Source organism: Flavobacterium arabinosi (genome assembly GCF_048158725.1).
GTDB classification, from domain to species: Bacteria; Bacteroidota; Bacteroidia; order Flavobacteriales; family Flavobacteriaceae; genus Flavobacterium; species Flavobacterium arabinosi.
In genome coordinates this window covers 167262-185457 of sequence record NZ_JBLNKX010000004.1, presented here as the reverse complement: position 1 = coordinate 185457, position 18196 = coordinate 167262, and the positions used below count along the sequence as shown (strand labels likewise).

Genomic DNA, 18196 nt, shown 5'->3' with positions numbered 1-18196 from the left:
AAGAAAATGGGTAATATTTTAGATGACTTGAAATTACAGTATAAATTAGGTGGAATAGCCCAACGGTTAATCTATTGGAATGTTTTTTGTTTTCTAGTTTCATTACTTTTTTTTTATCAATTTAAAGTTGGTGCCTTTGATTTTCCAAATTGGATTGCGCTTTCTTCAGAGCCTTCTAATTTTATTATAAAACCCTGGACTTTTCTAACCTATGCTTTTTTTCATGATGGATTCTGGCATTTGTTTTTTAATATGATGGTTTTGAATTTTTCAAGTAGTTTGTTTTTGACTTTTTTTACACCAAAGCAATACTTAGGATTGTATTTATTGAGTGCTATATTTGCCGGGATAGCTTTTGTAGCTGGTTATTGTTTTTTAAATTTAAGTTCATCCATTGTTGGCGCTTCGGCTGCAATCATGGCTGTTTTGGTAGCTACAACAACGTATCATCCTTTGATGAATATTCGATTGTTGCTCATTGGTAATGTGAAATTATGGCACATCACTTTTGTGATTATTTTGATTGATTTAATGCAATTCAGATTAGGAAATACAGGAGGGCATATTTCTCATCTTTCAGGAGCTTTTTTTGGTTTTATTTTCATTAAATTGCTTCAAAACGGGATTGATTTAAGTAAAATGGTTTCTCGTATTCTAGATTTTTTTACAAATTTGTTCAAAAAAAATGCATCTACACCGTTTAAAAAAGTACACAAAAATTATAGCAAGCCAGTTGAAAAAAGTCCTTCAAGAATAATAGCCAAAGATAAAGCACAGCAACAAATTGATGAAATTTTAGATAAAATAAGTCAATCAGGTTATGATAGTCTGACCAAAGAAGAAAAAGAATTTTTGTTCAAAGCGGGCAAATAGAATAGCAGTTTTTAGTTTGCAGAAAAAAATAAAAAATGAAAAACCTTTCATGGTTCAATAAAGTAATGTTTGTATTTAATATAGCGCTCGCTGTAATGACTTTCATTGCTTATGTTTTTCCTTTTTTAGCACCAAAATCGTTCCCTCTTCTATCAGTGTTAACGCTTTTTATGCCTCTTTTCTTTATTATAAATGGATTGTTTTTTGTTTATTGGGCTCTTCAATTCAAAAAGCGAATGATTGTCTCTGGTCTGGTTTTGTTGATCGGAATTACTTTTATCAATAAATTCTATAAATTTTCTGCTGTCGAATTGCCCAAAGGAGAAAATGATTTTACTATAATGAGCTACAATGTTCATTTATTCAATGTGTTTAAGTGGATTGATAGAGATGATGTTCCTTCTGAAATTTTAACCTTTATAAATGATAAAAATCCTGATGTATTGTGTATTCAGGAGTACTCTTCTTCAGCCAATATTGATTTTAAAGTGTATCCGCACCGCTATATTTTTACAGATGGAAATAATATTAAAAGTGGGCAGGCTATTTTTTCTAAATTCCCCATTATTAATCAGGGAAATATTGTTTTTGCGAATACGACTAACAATATTGTTTTTGTTGATATTAAAAAAGGAAAGGATATCATCAGAGTGTACAATATGCATTTGCAATCATTGAAAATATCTCCCGATGTTAATGAAATTGATGAAAATATTGATGTGATTAATCAGAAGAAATCAAAAAAGATGCTGATGAGAATTAGTGAAGGTTTCAAAGAGCAACAAGAACAAGCTGAGAAGCTAAAAGATCATGTTAAAGGTTGTGAATATCCAATTGTCATTTGTGGGGATATGAATAATAGCGCTTTTTCGTATGTTTACAGAGGTATAAAAGGAAAGCTAAAAGATAGTTTTGAAGAAGCAGGAAAAGGTTTTGGAGAAACGTATAAGTTTCGGTACTATCCGGCGCGAATTGATTATATCTTTGCTGATGAAAAAATTACGGTCAAGAAATTTGAAAACTTCCCTGAATTTATAAATTCAGATCATTTTCCTATTATGGCAAGACTGTCTTTTGAACAGGAATAATTATAATCCTAATTATAAAAGTTTTTGTTTTTTCAAATACTCCACGGCATATTTTCCTTCATTAAATAATAAATCCAGAACACTTAGATTGTTAATAAATCCATGTTTATCATCGAAAACCTGAGTGTAAGGTTCAAATATGGATTTGTCTTTTTTTCCGTCTACTAAACCTCTAAAGTCATTTATTACGGCTGTGTCAACTTCATGAAAGTATTCAGTTGTAGTTGAATATTCGATTTTAAAACGCAAACATTTAGTTAGAACAGCTAAAGATTCAAAATTTAAATCCAATAAAAAGATGTGTTTTTTTTCAAAAATTGGACGTAAGTCATCCTCGAAAAATTCAAAAAAGGGAGAACTTCTATACGCCGCTTCCAGTGATTTGAAATGTTGTTTTTGCCAATCAAAATCGGTTTCTATTTTTATATCTTTTGTCTTTTGATGATTTTCTTTCGAATGTTTTACTGGAATATTTAATAACTGAATTCCATTTGGACTGTAAATATAAGTGCGATTGCGATTGGTTTGTTTTTGGAAATTATCTTCAATTTCAAACGTAATACTTTCAGCCTGTGCCATAGCCACAAAATGACTAATTGATGGAAAATAGGTTGGATGTAATAAAGTGTTCATCTTTTGAAAGTATTTTAAAAACAAAAGTCATAAAAACATTTTATTGAAATTATGACTTTAGTTGTGTATTATGAAATTTTTTGATTAACCAATCCTCAAATTAATCTTTTTTCTCTTTTCTTTTTTTCCAAAAATATTCTCCAACAAAGAAGGCTACTAAGGCAAGAAGGAATAATTTAAAATAAGATTGCGGTTGACCTTCACCGCTAACAGTTGTGAAAACTCTATTCCAACGAACTTTATTGAGTCCTTTTCCATGAGGGTCTATGCTTAGCCATATAAAAATTGGTTTTCCTACGATGTGATCTTCAGGGACATAACCCCAATAACGACTATCTTCAGAGTTATGACGGTTGTCTCCCATCATCCAATAATAGTTTTGATCGAAAGTATAGCTGTTAACTACCTTACCATCAATTCTAATTTCACTTCCATTTACTTTTAAATCTTTTTTCTCATATTCAGAAATAATCATTCTGTAAAACGGCAGTGTTTCAGTAGTTAAAGAAACCGTTTTCCCTTTTTGTGGAACATAAATTGGACCAAAATTATCGCGGTTCCATTTGTTGATATGAGGGAATATACCTCCTTCAACACCTTTTGAAATTTGTCTTGTTACGGATACAACACCGGGAACATTTTTTAATCTTTCTGCTCCGGCTGCAGTAAGTGCTTTTAAGAATAAAGTGTCTCTTAAGTCAGTTTTAAACCCTGCATCGTCCGTAATATCTAACTCTTTTAATAAAGATTCAAAATCGATTGGTGTTTTTCCGTCTAGTGCAACTGCATATGAAAATTGCGGTTTAGCTCTTTCCGGTAATTGTAATATTTTTCCGTTTATGTAAACAATCCCGTCTTTTATAGACAAGCTATCACCAGGAATACCAACACATCTTTTTACATAATTCGATTTTTTATCTACTGGTTTGTAAGCTCTTCTTTTTGATGTGTCAAAAAATTTATAAACAGTATCTACGGGCCAGTTGAAAACCACTATGTCGGTTCGGTTTATGTTTTGAATACCAGGTAATCTCAAATAAGGCAATTGTGGCCAAGTAAGATAAGATTTACTTTTGGTCAAAGGAATTGAATCGTGAACCATTGGCAAAGCCACTGTAGTCATAGGGACTCTTGCTCCATAATTCATTTTGCTTACAAATAAAAAATCGCCAATTAATAATGATTTCTCTAGTGATGATGTAGGAATGGTGTATGGCTGAATAAAATACGTATGAACTAAAGTAGCTACGATAACTGCAAAAAGTAACGAACTAATTGTTTCTGCCGTTTTATTTTCAGGATGTAAACTTCTGTCTGCTATGTAATCTAATTTTTGGGTATAGTTGACATAATAGATATAGAATCCAAAAGTCACAATACCTAAAAAAGTATCTAAAGAAGATTTTTTTCCAAAACTCCTTAAGGTTTCAACCCAAATTACTGGGAACATAATTAGGTTAATAATTGGGATGAAAAGTAAAACTGTCCACCAAGTTGGGCGACCAATTATTTTCATTAAAACAATAGCATTATAAACAGGAATAGCTGCTTCCCAACGTTTTCTACCTGCACTTTCGTATAATTTCCAAGTTCCTAAAAAGTGGACTACTTGCATGATTAGAAAAAACACAAACCATTGATATGCTGTCATAATTTTTTATTTAAAGTTTAAAGTTGTTTCATTCGAAACTAGCTTAAATTGAAACAATTTTATTTTAAATTTAAAACGTCTTTCATTGTAAAAACACCTTGTTTGCCTACTATCCACTCTGCTGCAATTACGGCTCCAAGTGCAAAACCTTCCCGATTGTGTGCGGTATGTTTGATTTCGATAGCATCTACAACTGAATTATAAGTTACCGTATGAGTTCCAGGAACAGTCCCAGTTCTTTTGGTATCGATATAAATTTGATTCACTTCGGGATTTTCTAATGTCCAATTAGTGTAATTACTATTTTCAATTACTCCTTTTGCTAATGAAATTGCAGTTCCACTTGGTGCATCCAGTTTTTGAGTATGATGAATTTCTTCCATTTCTACTGTGTAGCTGTCAAATTTTGACATTATTTTAGCCAAATACTCATTGAGTTCAAAGAAAATATTTACACCTAAACTGAAATTTGAACTAGAAATAAATGCGCCATTTTTTGCTGCGCATAGAGCGAGCATTTCATCATAATGTTCTAACCAACCAGTCGTTCCTGAAATCACAGGTACGTTAGCGTGAAAACAACTGGAAATATTGCTTACAGCAGCTGTTGGGACACTGAAATCAATAGCCACATCAGCATTTGAAAGCCCTTCATAAGTGTTGAATTCATCCTTTTTCAAAACGATTTCATGACCTCTTTCAAGAGCAATTCTTTCTATTACCTGACCCATTTTTCCGTATCCTAAAAGCGCAATTTTCATTTGTTTTATTTTTTTAAATTTAAATAAACACTAACCTGACAAGTCGTATCGACCTGCGGTTAAAAGTTATAGTTAAGAGTTAGTCCGAAGTTTGTTTTGAATGTTACATCATTTGGATAAATATTTGGTCTTACGGATAAGTTTTCATCCACATTAAATTGCAAAAGAGCAGCATCCACATTGGCATCCACAATATTTAGAACATAGAAACCTAAAGTTATCAATGCCGACAAATCCCTATTTCTCTGATAAAATTTTTGTCCGGCAATCAATCTCGTATTATCCAGATACGTAAAATTGTCATCTGTATACCCCTCCAGTCTTCGTTTATAAGCATCTCTATATTGATGGTACTTTTTATTATTGCTAATGTAATAATAAAGGCTAGTTCCCATAGCGCCGTAAACAAGAGGTATTTTCCAGTATTTTTTGTTGTAAGCTTGTCCAAGTCCTGGTAGCACTGCCGAATAAAAGGCCGCTTTTGCAGGGGTTAAAGGATCGATATCATTCGATTTCACAGTGTCTTTTGCTATCAGAACCGCATCCTGAGTTTTTGATTGTGCAAAAACAGTAGCGTTTCCTGTTATAAAGAGGAATAGACCTATGAAAATGATTTTATGCACTACTCGTTTATTAGTTTAATAATTCTGTTGAAGTCTTCTTCGGAGTGAAATGGAATGGTGATTTTTCCTTTACCGTTTCCGGCTACTTTTACATCGACTTTAGTTCCAAAATAATTTGTAAAAGTGCTTTTGTGAGCATCTGCAATTTCAAACGAAGCCGCTTTAGGTTTGCCGGCAGGTTTTGGTTTTAAACTTTCCTGATAGTTTTTCACCAAAGCTTCAGTGTCGCGAACCGAAAGGTTTTGACTAACGATTTTTTGATAAATATCAGTTTGAATGTCTTGATCTTCAATGTTGATTATCGCACGACCATGGCCCATACTGATAAAACCATCACGAATTCCGGTTTGGATTATCGGGTCTAATTTTAAAAGTCTCAAATAATTGGCAATTGTAGAACGTTTTTTTCCTACACGCTCACTCATTTGTTCTTGAGTCAGCTGAATTTCATCAATTAACCGTTGGTACGAAAGTGCAATCTCTATTGGATCTAAATCATGGCGCTGAATATTTTCAACCAAGGCCATAACTAGCGATTCATTATCATTTGCAATACGGATGTAAGCAGGAACGGTAGTCAATCCCACAAGAGTTGACGCACGAAGACGACGCTCACCCGAAATCAATTGGTATTTATTGAAGTCTAATTTACGTACGGTAATGGGCTGAATAACGCCTAATTCTTTGATAGAAGTCGCTAGTTCTCTCAACGATTCCTCATTGAAATTGCTTCTGGGCTGAAACGGATTTATTTCAATCGCATCAATTTCAAGCTCAATAATATTTCCTACAACTTTATCGGCATTTTTATCGTTTACGGATTTTATATCGTTTTCCGGATCTTTTAACAATGCAGATAATCCTCTTCCTAAGGCTTGTTTTTTTAGTGCTTTTGCCATAAAACTATTTACTGTTTTTCTTTATAACTTCTTGAGCAAGATGTAAGTAATTAGTAGCTCCTTTGCTTGTCGCATCGTAGTTTATTATACTTTCTCCAAAGCTTGGTGCTTCGCTCAGTTTTACATTCCTTTGAATAATGGTGTCAAAAACCATGTCGTTGAAATGTTTTTGAACTTCTTCAACTACTTGGTTTGATAAACGCAATCTCGAGTCAAACATGGTCAATAATAACCCTTCAATGTCTAAATCGGGATTGTGAATTTTTTGGATACTTTTTATTGTGTTTAGTAACTTTCCTAAACCTTCTAATGCAAAATACTCACATTGAATAGGAATAATTACAGAATCAGCAGCAGTCAAAGCGTTCAAGGTAAGTAATCCAAGAGAAGGCGCACAATCGATGATGATATAATCATAGTCATCTTTGACACTTTCCAATGCTTTTTTAAGCATATATTCCCTGTTTTCTTTATCGACTAATTCGATTTCAATAGCAACAAGGTCAATATGTGATGGAATTACATCCACATTTGGAGCAGAACATTTTATGATGGCCTCTTTCGGCGTATGACTATGTTCCAGAATTTGATACGTACCTATTTCAACAGATTCAACATCAATACCCAATCCTGAAGAGGCATTTGCCTGGGGATCAGCATCAATAAGTAACACTTTCTTTTCTAAAACACCCAATGAAGCGGCAAGATTTACAGACGTTGTAGTCTTTCCAACTCCACCTTTTTGATTAGCAATCGCGATGATTTTGCCCATTTATTTTTCTAAATTTTGAACCGTAAAAATACAATTATTTATGGTTTCTAAAAATCTATTTTGTTAACATTTGTTAAAGCTTGATTAGTCGTCATTTGACAGATTCTAATTTTTAAAACGGATATGATTTTCGGGAGCTATTCCAGCTGTTCATTTCAAGTTCTTGAACTACACCCTTTTTCTAAAGCCATAAAAGGAGCTTCCTTTGGTCGCTCTTTTTTGTCAAGAAAAAATAGGGAGTTGTTCTGCGAAGCTTTTCACTGCCATCTGGGCTAGGGAAGATTGGATAACTATTATTAGCTAAGAATTATTCTGAAAAAATTAACCATAGGTTTTCAGGATTTAATCCGTACTCTTCATGTCTTTTACCAGACTTGTAGTAAAGTATAAAATAGCAATGCCACCTAATGTAATACAAAGCCACATGAACCAAGATTGCTGCCAGAAAGATTTTTCTTGAATTTCGTTTTGGGCTTTAATTGTTTGTTTTATTTCATAAATTATGGTTTGGGGTAAAGTTGTGGCAATATTATTTTTGAAATTGGAAAGATCGTATTGTGGAGCGTATAAATTTGGATTTCCTGTTTTGATGGTATATTTTTCATTTGCTTTTAAATCGGCAATTATCGTGACAGGGATTTGATTGCATTTGATTGCAGAAATAGTCAAGGGTTGGTTATCTTGATTTTCTATCGTTATAAAAAACTCTTTTTCAAACATTTGCGAAATATTGAATGTGTTTTTTGTGTCAGAACTCAATTCGAAATTGGTACTATTTTCTTGATAGGTTTCTGTTTTATGCTTAATTTTTCGCGTTACATTTTTATAAATGCTGGCATTTCGTTTATAATGCGTAGGTTCTGTAATATCAAAAACGAGTTGGTTTATAACTTGTGGTGCATCAAAAACAAGATGGATTTGTGTTTTCTTTTCGTTTGGAAGTTGCGTTATAGAACTGCTTTTAGGAATAATTTGTTGCAACAAATTATTTTGAACTTGGTTGTTAAAATTTCCCGCTTTCAGAATATTGATCGCTAAGGTTTTTTTATCGTTGAAATCTATTTTTAAAAAGCGATAGGAGGAAAGCGGAAATGAAATGGTTTTGATAACACTGTTTTTATCGGTACTATTCAAATCTCCTAATTCTTGTGAATTTGATAAACCAAACCATTCTTTTTGGTCATCGCTTCCAGAGATAGAATACGTTTTTACTACATCTGAATTGGCTATAGAAAGTGAAATTCGGTTGATATTTGTAGCCGAAGGATTTTTGATGACAATCGAAGAGCTTTTTTTAGGCACAACAGTTTTTGACAGTATTGAATATTCTTCAAAAGTGTTTGGGGAAGTTTTTTTTTCATTTTGAATTATAAAATAGGGTACCTCATTTCCTTTGGTATCAAAAATCCTGAAATCACTTAAGTCTTCTTTAGAAAAAGACCGAATAGCAGGTGGTAAAACCATTTTATGCAAGCCATCATTAGCAACTATTTTTATTTTTGCAGTTGTCTTATGTTGTCCAAACGAAAGGTTTGTCAAAAATAATAGTATCAGAAAATTATTTAGTTTCATTAGTTTCATTGCGTTTATTTTCATCTATAACTAGAACTTTTATTTTTTGATAGACAAAAGAAATAATCAAAATCAGGATTCCTAGCAGTATGAACGATATGATTTTTCCCGTTTCGGAAATATTGCTGATATCGAACAAGAATAATTTTAAAATCGTTAATCCAAGCAAAGCCAAAGCAATAATTCGAAGGTTTTTTTGTTGTTTTTTTATTCCGACAATTAGGAAAACAAAAGCCAAGATTCCCCAAAGAATTGGATAGCCAGTTTTGGTTATTTTAGTTCGGGCGATATCTATCGTTTCTATAGCAATGGTGTCTCTAATATAATTTAAATCTGCTTTGTAATCAGCATACAGGCTACTTGATTGAACGTCTTGGATGGTGACAGGTGAATTAAGCAACACCAATCCGTGAAGCATTATTTCTGTACTGGCGATATAAATGACGAAAAAAGCAGCAATCCAAGCGTACATTTTCTTGTTGAACATTTCAAAAACTACTTGTTTCTTATTTATTTGGTACAATTGGAATCCAAAATAAATAATGAGAAACAACGAAAAATAATGTAAATAAAACGCAATTGGTTGCCCTTTTCCGGCACTTATAATTTCTTGATGTTCATTGAAAGCATATTTTGAGAACCAGAATGCGAATAAAATAATGTTGCTGATTGCAATTACTGTTGCGATCTTAAATCCTGAATCCGTTTTCTTTTTTATCAGATAAGTTGACAGTATTGCCAAAAACAGCAAATGATAGACCACTGGAAACGCTGCTGAAGCATTTATATTTTTGATATAATCATCTGATTGACAGCCCACTTCTAAAAATCCAGTAAAATAGGAAACAACAATTCCCAATCCAAAAATATATTTTCTGTATTTTTCAGGATTAAAGGTAAAACCAAGGAGATTGGTTTTTTCAGTTTCATGTTTCAATAAATAATAAACAGCAAATAAAGAAGTTATTGCAAATATTCCGGTACCGAATATGGGATTGATAATTATGTTTAGCGTTGAAATGCCTCCGTAAAATTTATTCCAATCCATTATCAAGCTGATAATCATTAGAAAATGAACGATTGCAGAGCCAAATCGATAACCTGTGGTTTTTGATTTTTGCGAAAGCCATAATAATAAAATGGCTTCGGCAGTCCAGAATAAAGTGATATAATTGCCTTCAAATTGAATAGGGATTGCAAGAGTAACAAACGTTAATGTCATCCCGATAAGCAAGTAAACTGCTTTTTTGTCTAATCCAAATTTCTTATATAAAAACCAAGCATAAACCAAATTAAGTAATCCAATTATGGTGGTGAATAATCCTCTGAATTCGGGATGATAATTTGTTAGAATTGCCATTCCGGCTCCATAAAACAAAAAGGTATTGCTGGCCAGAATTACTAATTCTGTTTTAGAAAACTCTCCTTTTGTTCTTGTGTTATTGATGATATTCATCAAAATGAAAATAAAATAAAAAGTAAACGCAAATACTAATGCTCCCAAATAATGTGGTTTGTCATTCTCAATTTCTTTAAATAACCAACCTCCATACAATAAAACGGTAAAAATATAAGCAAGTACATTTACCAAATTCCATTTTTTATGATAGGCCAAAGCGAGAATTCCTATGTTTAAAATAAGTATATAGCTAAATAAAACTACATAATTGCCTTCTCCTGTACTCACCATAAAAGGAACTGCAAATCCGCCGATCAGGGAAAGGACCGCTAGTTCAATTCTGTTGTAAGAAAGTGATATTAGAGCACTAAAAGCAGTTATTACCACCATGATTCCGAATGCGATACTCTGATTAAATAAGTGGTAATCGTGAAAAGCGATACCAATCGTAAAATAGAAAATAGCAATAGCGCCAGCGACAATAACAGAGCTAAAAGCAGCATGATTTTGTCGCAGTTTATGTGCAATTCCCATAACTAATACGCCACACAAAACACCAATTCCTACACGCGCCGGTTCATTAATCCAATCTTTGTCTATTGCATATTTCACAAAATAGCTAATTCCTAAAACAAGAATTAAGACACCAAGTTTGTTGATTAGGTTTTCACCAATAAATTTCTCTAAATCTGGATTGTTTTCCTTGAAATTTTCCCAAAATGTTTTTTGTGGAAGTATAGGGACAGCTATTTTTGGTTCAATAGATTTTGGTTCTCGCTGCGTACTATCTATAGAAAAAATGACTTTTTTCGTTTCCTCCTCTTTTATGGCAGGCTCGAAAGGCACCGGTTTTGCTTGTTCAAAAGTTGCTTTAGGTATTTCTTTTTCAATAATTGGAACTGCGGGAGCCACATTTTTCTCTGTAGGCCTATCGGTTATTTTCAATAAAGAAATTTTTTTGTTCAGTTCATCAAATCGCTCTTCAACTTGATCAAATCGGTTCTTGAATGTCGTAAAGATGTAAAACAATAAACTAAATATGGCAACCAAAAGAAAAATTTCCATAGAACAAAGTATAAAATGTTATGATTTGTAAATATATAAACATTTTGTGATTGTAGGTAATTAGGAAGTTTTTGTCAATTTATTTCAACACGGGACAGTTGAGGAAATTTATAAATACAAAAAAGTCGAACATTTCTGTTCGACTTTTGTCGGGGTGGCAGGATTCGAACCTGCGGCCTCCTGCTCCCAAAGCAGGCGCGATAACCGAGCTACGCTACACCCCGTAATTCTGGTGCAAAGATAGAATTATTTTTTATTTGAGCAAATCAAAAATCAAAATAGGAGAATATTATTTCAGGATAGGTAAAAATGATGTTTTTATACCCATAATTTTTTATTAAAAAACTACATTTGCAACTTCAAAAAATGTAATAAAAAAGACTATGTCAGATACAATAGAAAAAATAAAATGCCTTATCATAGGGTCTGGTCCTGCGGGGTATACTGCAGCTATATATGCCGCCAGAGCAAATATGAGTCCTGTTTTATATCAAGGAATTCAACCTGGAGGTCAATTAACAACAACAAACGAAGTGGAGAACTTTCCTGGTTATGTTGATGGAGTTACAGGACCTGAAATGATGGTTCAATTACAAGCACAAGCACAACGTTTTGGTACTGATGTGCGTGATGGTTGGGCAACTAAAGTAGATTTTTCAGGGGATATTCATAAAGTTTGGATCAATGGCACTAAAGAATTGCATTGTGAAACCGTAATTATTTCAACCGGTGCGTCTGCTAAATATTTAGGTTTACCTTCAGAACAACATTATTTAAAAATGGGTGGTGGCGTTTCTGCTTGTGCTGTTTGTGACGGTTTTTTCTATAGAAACCAAGAAGTAGTAATTGTTGGAGCAGGGGATTCAGCTTGTGAAGAAGCGCACTATTTATCAAAGCTTTGTAAAAAAGTAACGATGTTGGTACGAAGCGAAAAATTCAGAGCTTCTAAAATCATGGAAGAACGCGTTCGTAAAACGGAGAACATAACGATATTAATGAATCATGACACTGTTGAAGTATTAGGAGATGAGCAAGTTGTTGAAGGGGTAAAAGCTTTAAATAAAACGACAGGAGCTATTTTTGATATTCCTGCTACCGGTTTCTTTGTCGCTATTGGTCACAAACCAAATACAGATATTTTTAATGAGTTTATTACGTTAGATGAAACAGGATATATTATCAATACTCCTGGAACTTCAAAGACTAATGTTGATGGAGTTTTTGTAGCCGGAGATGCTGCAGATCATGTGTATCGTCAGGCAATCACAGCTGCCGGAACGGGTTGTATGGCTGCTCTGGATGCCGAAAGATATTTGGCTTCTAAGGAATAATCAATATTAGAAAATAGCTCAAAAAAAGTCCCAATTTTCACAAATTGGGACTTTTTTTTGAGCTATTTTCCTATTTCAATTTCTTTATCAATTTAGCTTCATCAGTAAATCGTCGTATTTCAATTTTTGGTGTTCCCAAAAGCTGAATTTCTGATTTTTCTGCAGCATCAATAATAACTGTTGTTACTGCATTCAAACTGCAATTGGAATAACTTTCAGTAGTCACATCAGCATTTTTTATGGTAAGTTTATTTCCTGTCAGACTCGAATTATTATCCAATCGAAGGATTGCATTGGTCGCATCACCTTCAATAGTTGCATTTGATTTTTGGTACATGTCAACTTTCAAATCAATAGTTGTAACTAATGCTTTTAGATATGAATTTTTACTTAATTCGATAATTGCGTTTTCTGATTTCAAATTCAGTTCTGTTTTTGATTTATCATCTACTTGTAATATGAAATTTTTGGCATTGACATTCAAATAAAGTTGTGAAAAATCATGGGCTTTAAATGTTAAATTGTCTAGTTGAATTTCTTGTATTGCATTTATAGTCGATTCGTTTTTGGCAGTAGCTAAGGTTAAATCGTTAGTATAAGTGATCCTAACAATTAATTTTTTATAATTTACGGCTTCCTTGGTAGTATAAATACGAAGTATTTTATCTCTTAAATCGAATGAAATAATATCATGTAAATTGTCATCAGCTTCAATTTTCAGTTCCGTTTTTTCTCCTCTTTCTAAATGAACTTCAAGATTGTCTTCGACTTCAAGTGCTTCAAAATTACCAACTTCTTTTTGCTCAATGGTGACTGTTTTCGATCCTTTTATTTTATCTTTTTTCTGTGCAAATGTAAATGTAGTTGATAAAAGGAGTAGCAGTATTATAGTGTTTTTTTTCATTTTTATTTGAATTAGGATATTTACAAATATAAAAAAATCATCCACTTTTGATGGATGATTTATATAATTTTTGATTAAAAAGGAATTCTTATTCCTGATGAACACTTCCTCCTGAATTAGCTTCTTTCCGAATTGATTTTGGAATAGTATTATAGTTTACGCTTCCTCCGCTAGATGCTTCTGCATCCAAACTCACTATTGGATGAACATTTACAGAGCTACCACTTGAGGAATGGGCCTTTATTTCATTTGCCAATAGATCATTGGCATCTATAGTACTTCCACTTGACCCTTTTGCTTCAAGCGTAAGAGCTTTTCCATTGATGGCAATAGTACTTCCGCTACTGGCTTCACTAAAAATAGCATCGGATTCAATATTTAAATTTATTGAAGCTGCGCTGGATGCTTCAAGTCTGATACTTTCCCCTTTTATCGTATTCATGCTTTTGATTGTAGCAGCTCCAGAAGCTTCTAATTGATCAATTACAGGCATTTTTACAATTACTTTTTTTGATTTTATATTGCTGAAAGAATTGTAATCACAAGCAATAATAAGAACGCCGTTTTCCACTTTGGTGGTGATTTCTTTTTGCAAATTATCATCAGCTTCAACAATGATTTCTATTTTGTCTGATTGCTCAATGATAAGATCTATAGCATTGCTGACTTCAACACTTTTAAAATCGCCTTGTACAATTCGTTTTTCGGTTGTGACATGGCCGCTTCCTTCTATTGATTTTATGTTTATCATGTGATTACATGATGCAAACAGTAATGCAACCAAAGTGACAATAATGAATTTTGTGATTAATGTGATGATTTTTATCATGGCTATTTGGTTTTAATGATAATGCCGTCTTTATTAATTTTTAATTCTTGTATGTTATTTTTTGAATTAATGATAGTATCATTTTTTACAGAAACTCCGTTTTTATTGATAGTAACTGATGTTTGAGTACTGTCATTTTCTGAATCATCTTCTACGTCATCATATTCATTTTCATCAGCAGGACAATTCAAACATTTTATTTGTGAATTTTCTACTTTATAAATGTAATTGTCTGAACTGTAATGTAAATTGAAGAATGAATCATCAGAACTGTCATAATCCTGAAGGGAAGAATCTGGTTTTAATAAAGTCCCTTCAGGTAAGTATAAAAAGATTTCCACTTCCTGATCACGGAATTTATTAGTCACCTCGGTCAATAAATAATTGTCTAAAATTAAATGATTTCCTTCAATTTTAATAGTATATTTTATTTTTTCGGCTCTTTTTTTGGCATCTTGAAATGATTTTCCCCTTGCCATCTTCTCAATCTGAATGAATGGTAATTTCTCATCCGTATGTAAAATTTGAAATCTCACATTGTTGGAATAAATTAATTCAGTATTTGCAGAATCCTGTACAAATTTGAAATTTTCCCTGTCATTAATACTTTTTGTGTAATAATCATTGTATCTGAATTTTACATATAAAGTGTCATTTGGCATTAGATTAATAGTTTCTTTTTGAACTGTTTTTCCTTCGTATGCCACTTCAGATGCTTGTTTTATTCCAATTGAAATAAGTATGGCGATAGCAATTATCCAAAGTGCCAACAGCGTATATTTTGCAATATTTCCTATTGACTTCATATTTGGAGATAGTAATTTAAAACCTAATAGTGTCAAGAAAAAGAATGGAATCCCTACAGCAAAGAACATCAATAGTCCAAAAGACCATATTGGATAATCAGTGAAATTCCCTGCTTCAATGAAACTTTGCCAAGGCACATCAATAAAATTTGAAGAACCTAAAGTAAAAACGGCTATCAGTAAACAAATTAAAGTTGCAATTCCGGTGATAATCAAAATCACCCCTAAAAATTTTGCAAAAACCTTAAAAACAGTCATGATAAAATCACCAAATGAGTTTCCTAATTTGCTGGCACCCGTTTTTATTTGATTGCCATATTTATCGTAATCAACATTTTTTATTTTCCCTGAAACGCTTTCAAACTCTTCTCTAACTTTTTTTTCGATATTCGAAATGTTAACTGGTTCTCCAGTCATTTCTAGTTTTTCGGATGTTGTAATGGCTTCTGGTGTTACAACCCAAAGAATGATGTAAGCAAGAATACCAGTTCCAAATCCTGCAAAAACTAATAATATCAAAACAATTCTGATCCAAACAGCTTCGATTCCAAAATAGTGTCCTAATCCTGCAGCAACACCGCCAATCATTCCTTTTTCTTTATCTCTGTACAGTTTTTTTGATCTTCTATTGGAGTGGTCACTATACGTTTGAGAACCTTTCAATTCATCTTCAATGATGTAATCTTCAGGTTGTCCCATTACGGCAATTACCTCATCTACATCTTTTAATCCTACAACGTGTTTGTCACTTATTTGTTTCTCGTTCAATAATTCCGAAACACGCATTTCAATATCTTTTATAATCTCATCATGTCCTGATGAATTCGATAAAGAACGTTTTATAGCATCAAAGTATCGTGTTAATTTTTGGTATGCATCTTCATCTATATGGAAGAACATTCCGCCTAGGTTTATATTTACAGTTTTGTTCATGACTATTGTTTTTGGTTGGTTATAAGGTTTACGGCATCAGATAATTCAGTCCAAGTGCCACTAAGTTCGTTTAAAAAAGTTTGTCCTATTTCGGTCAGACCATAGTATTTTCTTGGTGGTCCTGATGTTGATTCCTCCCAACGGTAGTTGAGTAATCCATCGTTTTTCAATCTTGTAAGTAGTGGATAAATAGTTCCCTCCACGACTAACAATTTTGCGTTTTTCAAAGTGTCTAATATTTCCGATGTGTAGGCATCTTTTTCTTTCAATACGGATAAGATGCAAAACTCGAGAACACCTTTACGCATCTGGGCTTTTGTGTTTTCAATGTTCATAATTTCTTTTTTTTGATTTTTGGTTGATTAAACTATTCATTTTTTGATTGATGATTGATGATTATTTTTTGAAGCTATTTCCTGCTTTCCACTTTATCTTTACTTGCTTAAAGAAAGCAAGTAAAGGATGCCGTTTCAATCAGGGCTATTTAGAAACTGCTTACCTATTTAGTATTTACTATTTAATAAACGGAATCGTGATTGGGTAGTTGTATTTTTCACCATTTGATATTTTTATGGAAGCATAAATGATCAAAAAGAATTCAGCCACTTTCAAAAGGCCAAAAATTAAAACAGCTACTATACCTACTGTTAATATTCCGATGTTACCTCAAAACTAAAATTTCTTAAAACAATATCGTGATCATTTATTAGTGCTTCAAAAGGAATATTCTTTAAGAAAGTAATTAGAAAGATAGGAACAGCTATCATAATTAGTACTAATGAATACAATAATAAACTCAATTGGAAATTCAGCACTTGTTTTCCATTGTAATCCACAAATTCCGATTTGTCTTTTTTTGAAGACCAAATCAATATTGGAAAAATGTAATTTCCAAAAGGAATGAAATATTGAGTTAATGCACTCAAATGCGTAAATGTAGCGGTGTTTCTTTCGGTAGTTGTTTCCATGTTTAAAAGTATATAGTAATTTCTTATACAAATATATATCTAAAAGACAGTATCTTGTATGACATAGTACTTAATATTAACATATAATTAACAAAATATTTTAATATGTATGCATAGTATTTTTTTGTATTTTAGCAACAAAACCAGTAATAATGAACTCGCCATAATTCAAAATCCCAAAAATAATAAGGAATGGCGATACCATATTGCTTCGCCTGTTCGCTCTCGCTCAAGTCCTATAAAAAATAAATAGTAGCTACATATGAAACTTACCGTATCAAAACTTAATAAATTTCTATTGTTCAAATTACCATCGGCATTTATCTGTGGCGTACGTGTAAAAGAGATAGATGACCATAAATGTGTAGTGTCAGTAAAACACCGCTGGATTAACCAAAATCCATTTAATTCCATGTATTTTGCTGTGCAAGCTATGGCTGCGGAGCTTTCTACGGGAGCTTTAGTCATGTATCAAATTCAAAAAAGTGGTAGAAAAATATCGATGCTAGTGGCTAACAATAAAGGAAATTTCACAAAAAAAGCAACTGGAAGAATAACTTTTAATTGTAAGGATGGACATTTAATTGAAAAGGCCATTCAAGAAACTATTGCTACAGGAGAAGGACAAACCTTCTGGATGAAATCTATTGGAACAGACGAAAAAGGAATCCAAGTTTCCGAAATGGATTTTGAATGGAGTGTAAGAGTTAAATAAAAAAACGCTTAGTTATTTGAATCGAAATTATAAAAATGAAAAACGCCTCTTAATTTAGAGGCGTTTTTTATGGAGAATTGAATAATTACACTTTAGTTTAGCATTTTTTTCCACTGGCTTTAGCCATTGATGCATCACATTTTTTTCCTTCCGCTTTTACTTTTGAATCTTTTTTTGAACAACAAGATTCTTTTTTAGCCTTTTCTTTTGCAACTGGTTTTGTTTCTTGTGCGCTCGCACTAATTGTAAATAAAAGTATTGCTAAAAGAGTACTTATTTTTTTCATTTTTGAAAAGTTAAAATTTTATTTATTAGTTTGTTTGAAATGCTATTTGAATTAATTCCTCAAATATAAAAAGAATAATTAATTATCA

General features: G+C 32.4%; 19 protein-coding genes and 1 tRNA gene. 4 read left to right on the top strand and 16 right to left on the bottom strand.

Annotation, left to right across the window (positions count from 1 at the left end):
• The first annotated feature begins 6 nt into the window (after positions 1-6).
• Entirely contained in the window at positions 7-873 is an 867-nt protein-coding gene (locus ACM55K_RS09995) for a rhomboid family intramembrane serine protease (protein ID WP_416850087.1), read from the top strand.
• A gap of 35 nt (positions 874-908) precedes the next feature.
• Positions 909-1961, top strand: coding sequence for an endonuclease/exonuclease/phosphatase family protein (locus tag ACM55K_RS09990; protein ID WP_416850086.1), 1053 nt, complete (start codon positions 909-911; stop codon positions 1959-1961).
• A gap of 12 nt (positions 1962-1973) precedes the next feature.
• On the opposite strand, the gene ACM55K_RS09985 is transcribed toward ACM55K_RS09990, so the two are convergent.
• The 9 genes from ACM55K_RS09985 to ACM55K_RS09945 form a co-directional block, all read right to left on the bottom strand.
• Entirely contained in the window at positions 1974-2594 is a 621-nt protein-coding gene (locus ACM55K_RS09985) for a WbqC family protein (RefSeq protein ID WP_416850085.1), read from the bottom strand.
• Between the two features lie 100 nt (positions 2595-2694).
• Complete coding sequence (gene lepB / locus ACM55K_RS09980) at positions 2695-4245, bottom strand: signal peptidase I (RefSeq protein WP_416850084.1); 1551 nt, start codon at positions 4243-4245, stop codon at positions 2695-2697.
• A 59-nt stretch (positions 4246-4304) separates the two neighbouring features.
• Complete coding sequence (dapB, locus tag ACM55K_RS09975; RefSeq protein ID WP_416850083.1) at positions 4305-5006, bottom strand: 4-hydroxy-tetrahydrodipicolinate reductase; 702 nt, start codon at positions 5004-5006, stop codon at positions 4305-4307.
• Between the two features lie 59 nt (positions 5007-5065).
• A complete protein-coding gene (locus ACM55K_RS09970) occupies positions 5066-5629 on the bottom strand; it encodes a DUF5683 domain-containing protein (RefSeq protein ID WP_416850082.1) in 564 nt (187 codons plus the stop codon).
• Complete coding sequence (locus ACM55K_RS09965; protein WP_416845317.1) at positions 5629-6528, bottom strand: ParB/RepB/Spo0J family partition protein; 900 nt, start codon at positions 6526-6528, stop codon at positions 5629-5631. The genes ACM55K_RS09970 and ACM55K_RS09965 overlap by 1 nt, the downstream gene beginning before the upstream one ends.
• Before the next feature lie 4 nt (positions 6529-6532).
• The gene (locus tag ACM55K_RS09960; protein WP_132071801.1) at positions 6533-7300 is read right to left on the bottom strand and encodes a ParA family protein; all 768 of its coding nucleotides are present in this window, start codon (positions 7298-7300) and stop codon (positions 6533-6535) included.
• Between the two features lie 342 nt (positions 7301-7642).
• Positions 7643-8896, bottom strand: coding sequence for a hypothetical protein (locus ACM55K_RS09955; protein ID WP_416850081.1), 1254 nt, complete (start codon positions 8894-8896; stop codon positions 7643-7645).
• Positions 8859-11336 carry a DUF2339 domain-containing protein gene (locus ACM55K_RS09950; protein WP_416850080.1) on the bottom strand — a complete coding sequence of 826 codons (2478 nt, stop codon included), beginning with the start codon at positions 11334-11336 and terminating at the stop codon, positions 8859-8861. The genes ACM55K_RS09955 and ACM55K_RS09950 overlap by 38 nt, the downstream gene beginning before the upstream one ends.
• A gap of 149 nt (positions 11337-11485) precedes the next feature.
• A tRNA-Pro gene (locus ACM55K_RS09945) sits at positions 11486-11560 on the bottom strand.
• A 159-nt stretch (positions 11561-11719) separates the two neighbouring features.
• On the opposite strand from ACM55K_RS09945, the gene trxB reads away from it, so the two are divergent.
• Positions 11720-12667, top strand: a complete 948-nt coding sequence (trxB, locus tag ACM55K_RS09940; protein ID WP_416850079.1) for a thioredoxin-disulfide reductase — start codon at positions 11720-11722, stop codon at positions 12665-12667.
• A gap of 70 nt (positions 12668-12737) precedes the next feature.
• On the opposite strand, the gene ACM55K_RS09935 is transcribed toward trxB, so the two are convergent.
• From ACM55K_RS09935 to ACM55K_RS09910, 6 genes are all read right to left on the bottom strand, one after another.
• On the bottom strand, positions 12738-13571 hold the full coding sequence (locus ACM55K_RS09935) for a GIN domain-containing protein (protein ID WP_416850078.1): 834 nt from the start codon (positions 13569-13571) through the stop codon (positions 12738-12740).
• Positions 13572-13659: 88 nt separating this feature from the next.
• Positions 13660-14400, bottom strand: a complete 741-nt coding sequence (locus ACM55K_RS09930; protein ID WP_416850077.1) for a head GIN domain-containing protein — start codon at positions 14398-14400, stop codon at positions 13660-13662.
• A 2-nt stretch (positions 14401-14402) separates the two neighbouring features.
• Positions 14403-16139 carry a PspC domain-containing protein gene (locus ACM55K_RS09925; protein WP_416850076.1) on the bottom strand — a complete coding sequence of 579 codons (1737 nt, stop codon included), beginning with the start codon at positions 16137-16139 and terminating at the stop codon, positions 14403-14405.
• Between the two features lie 2 nt (positions 16140-16141).
• A complete protein-coding gene (locus ACM55K_RS09920) occupies positions 16142-16474 on the bottom strand; it encodes a PadR family transcriptional regulator (RefSeq protein ID WP_039110051.1) in 333 nt (110 codons plus the stop codon).
• Positions 16475-16652: 178 nt separating this feature from the next.
• Entirely contained in the window at positions 16653-16745 is a 93-nt protein-coding gene (locus ACM55K_RS09915) for a magnetosome magnetite crystal formation protein family (RefSeq protein WP_416850276.1), read from the bottom strand.
• Positions 16746-16786: 41 nt separating this feature from the next.
• The gene (locus ACM55K_RS09910) at positions 16787-17107 is read right to left on the bottom strand and encodes a DUF4870 domain-containing protein (protein WP_416850075.1); all 321 of its coding nucleotides are present in this window, start codon (positions 17105-17107) and stop codon (positions 16787-16789) included.
• A 262-nt stretch (positions 17108-17369) separates the two neighbouring features.
• On the opposite strand from ACM55K_RS09910, the gene ACM55K_RS09905 reads away from it, so the two are divergent.
• Positions 17370-17822, top strand: a complete 453-nt coding sequence (locus tag ACM55K_RS09905; protein ID WP_416850074.1) for a DUF4442 domain-containing protein — start codon at positions 17370-17372, stop codon at positions 17820-17822.
• Between the two features lie 97 nt (positions 17823-17919).
• Here the strand turns inward: ACM55K_RS09905 and ACM55K_RS09900 are convergent, their stop codons facing one another.
• A complete protein-coding gene (locus ACM55K_RS09900) occupies positions 17920-18108 on the bottom strand; it encodes a hypothetical protein (protein WP_416850073.1) in 189 nt (62 codons plus the stop codon).
• Positions 18109-18196 lie beyond the last annotated feature (88 nt).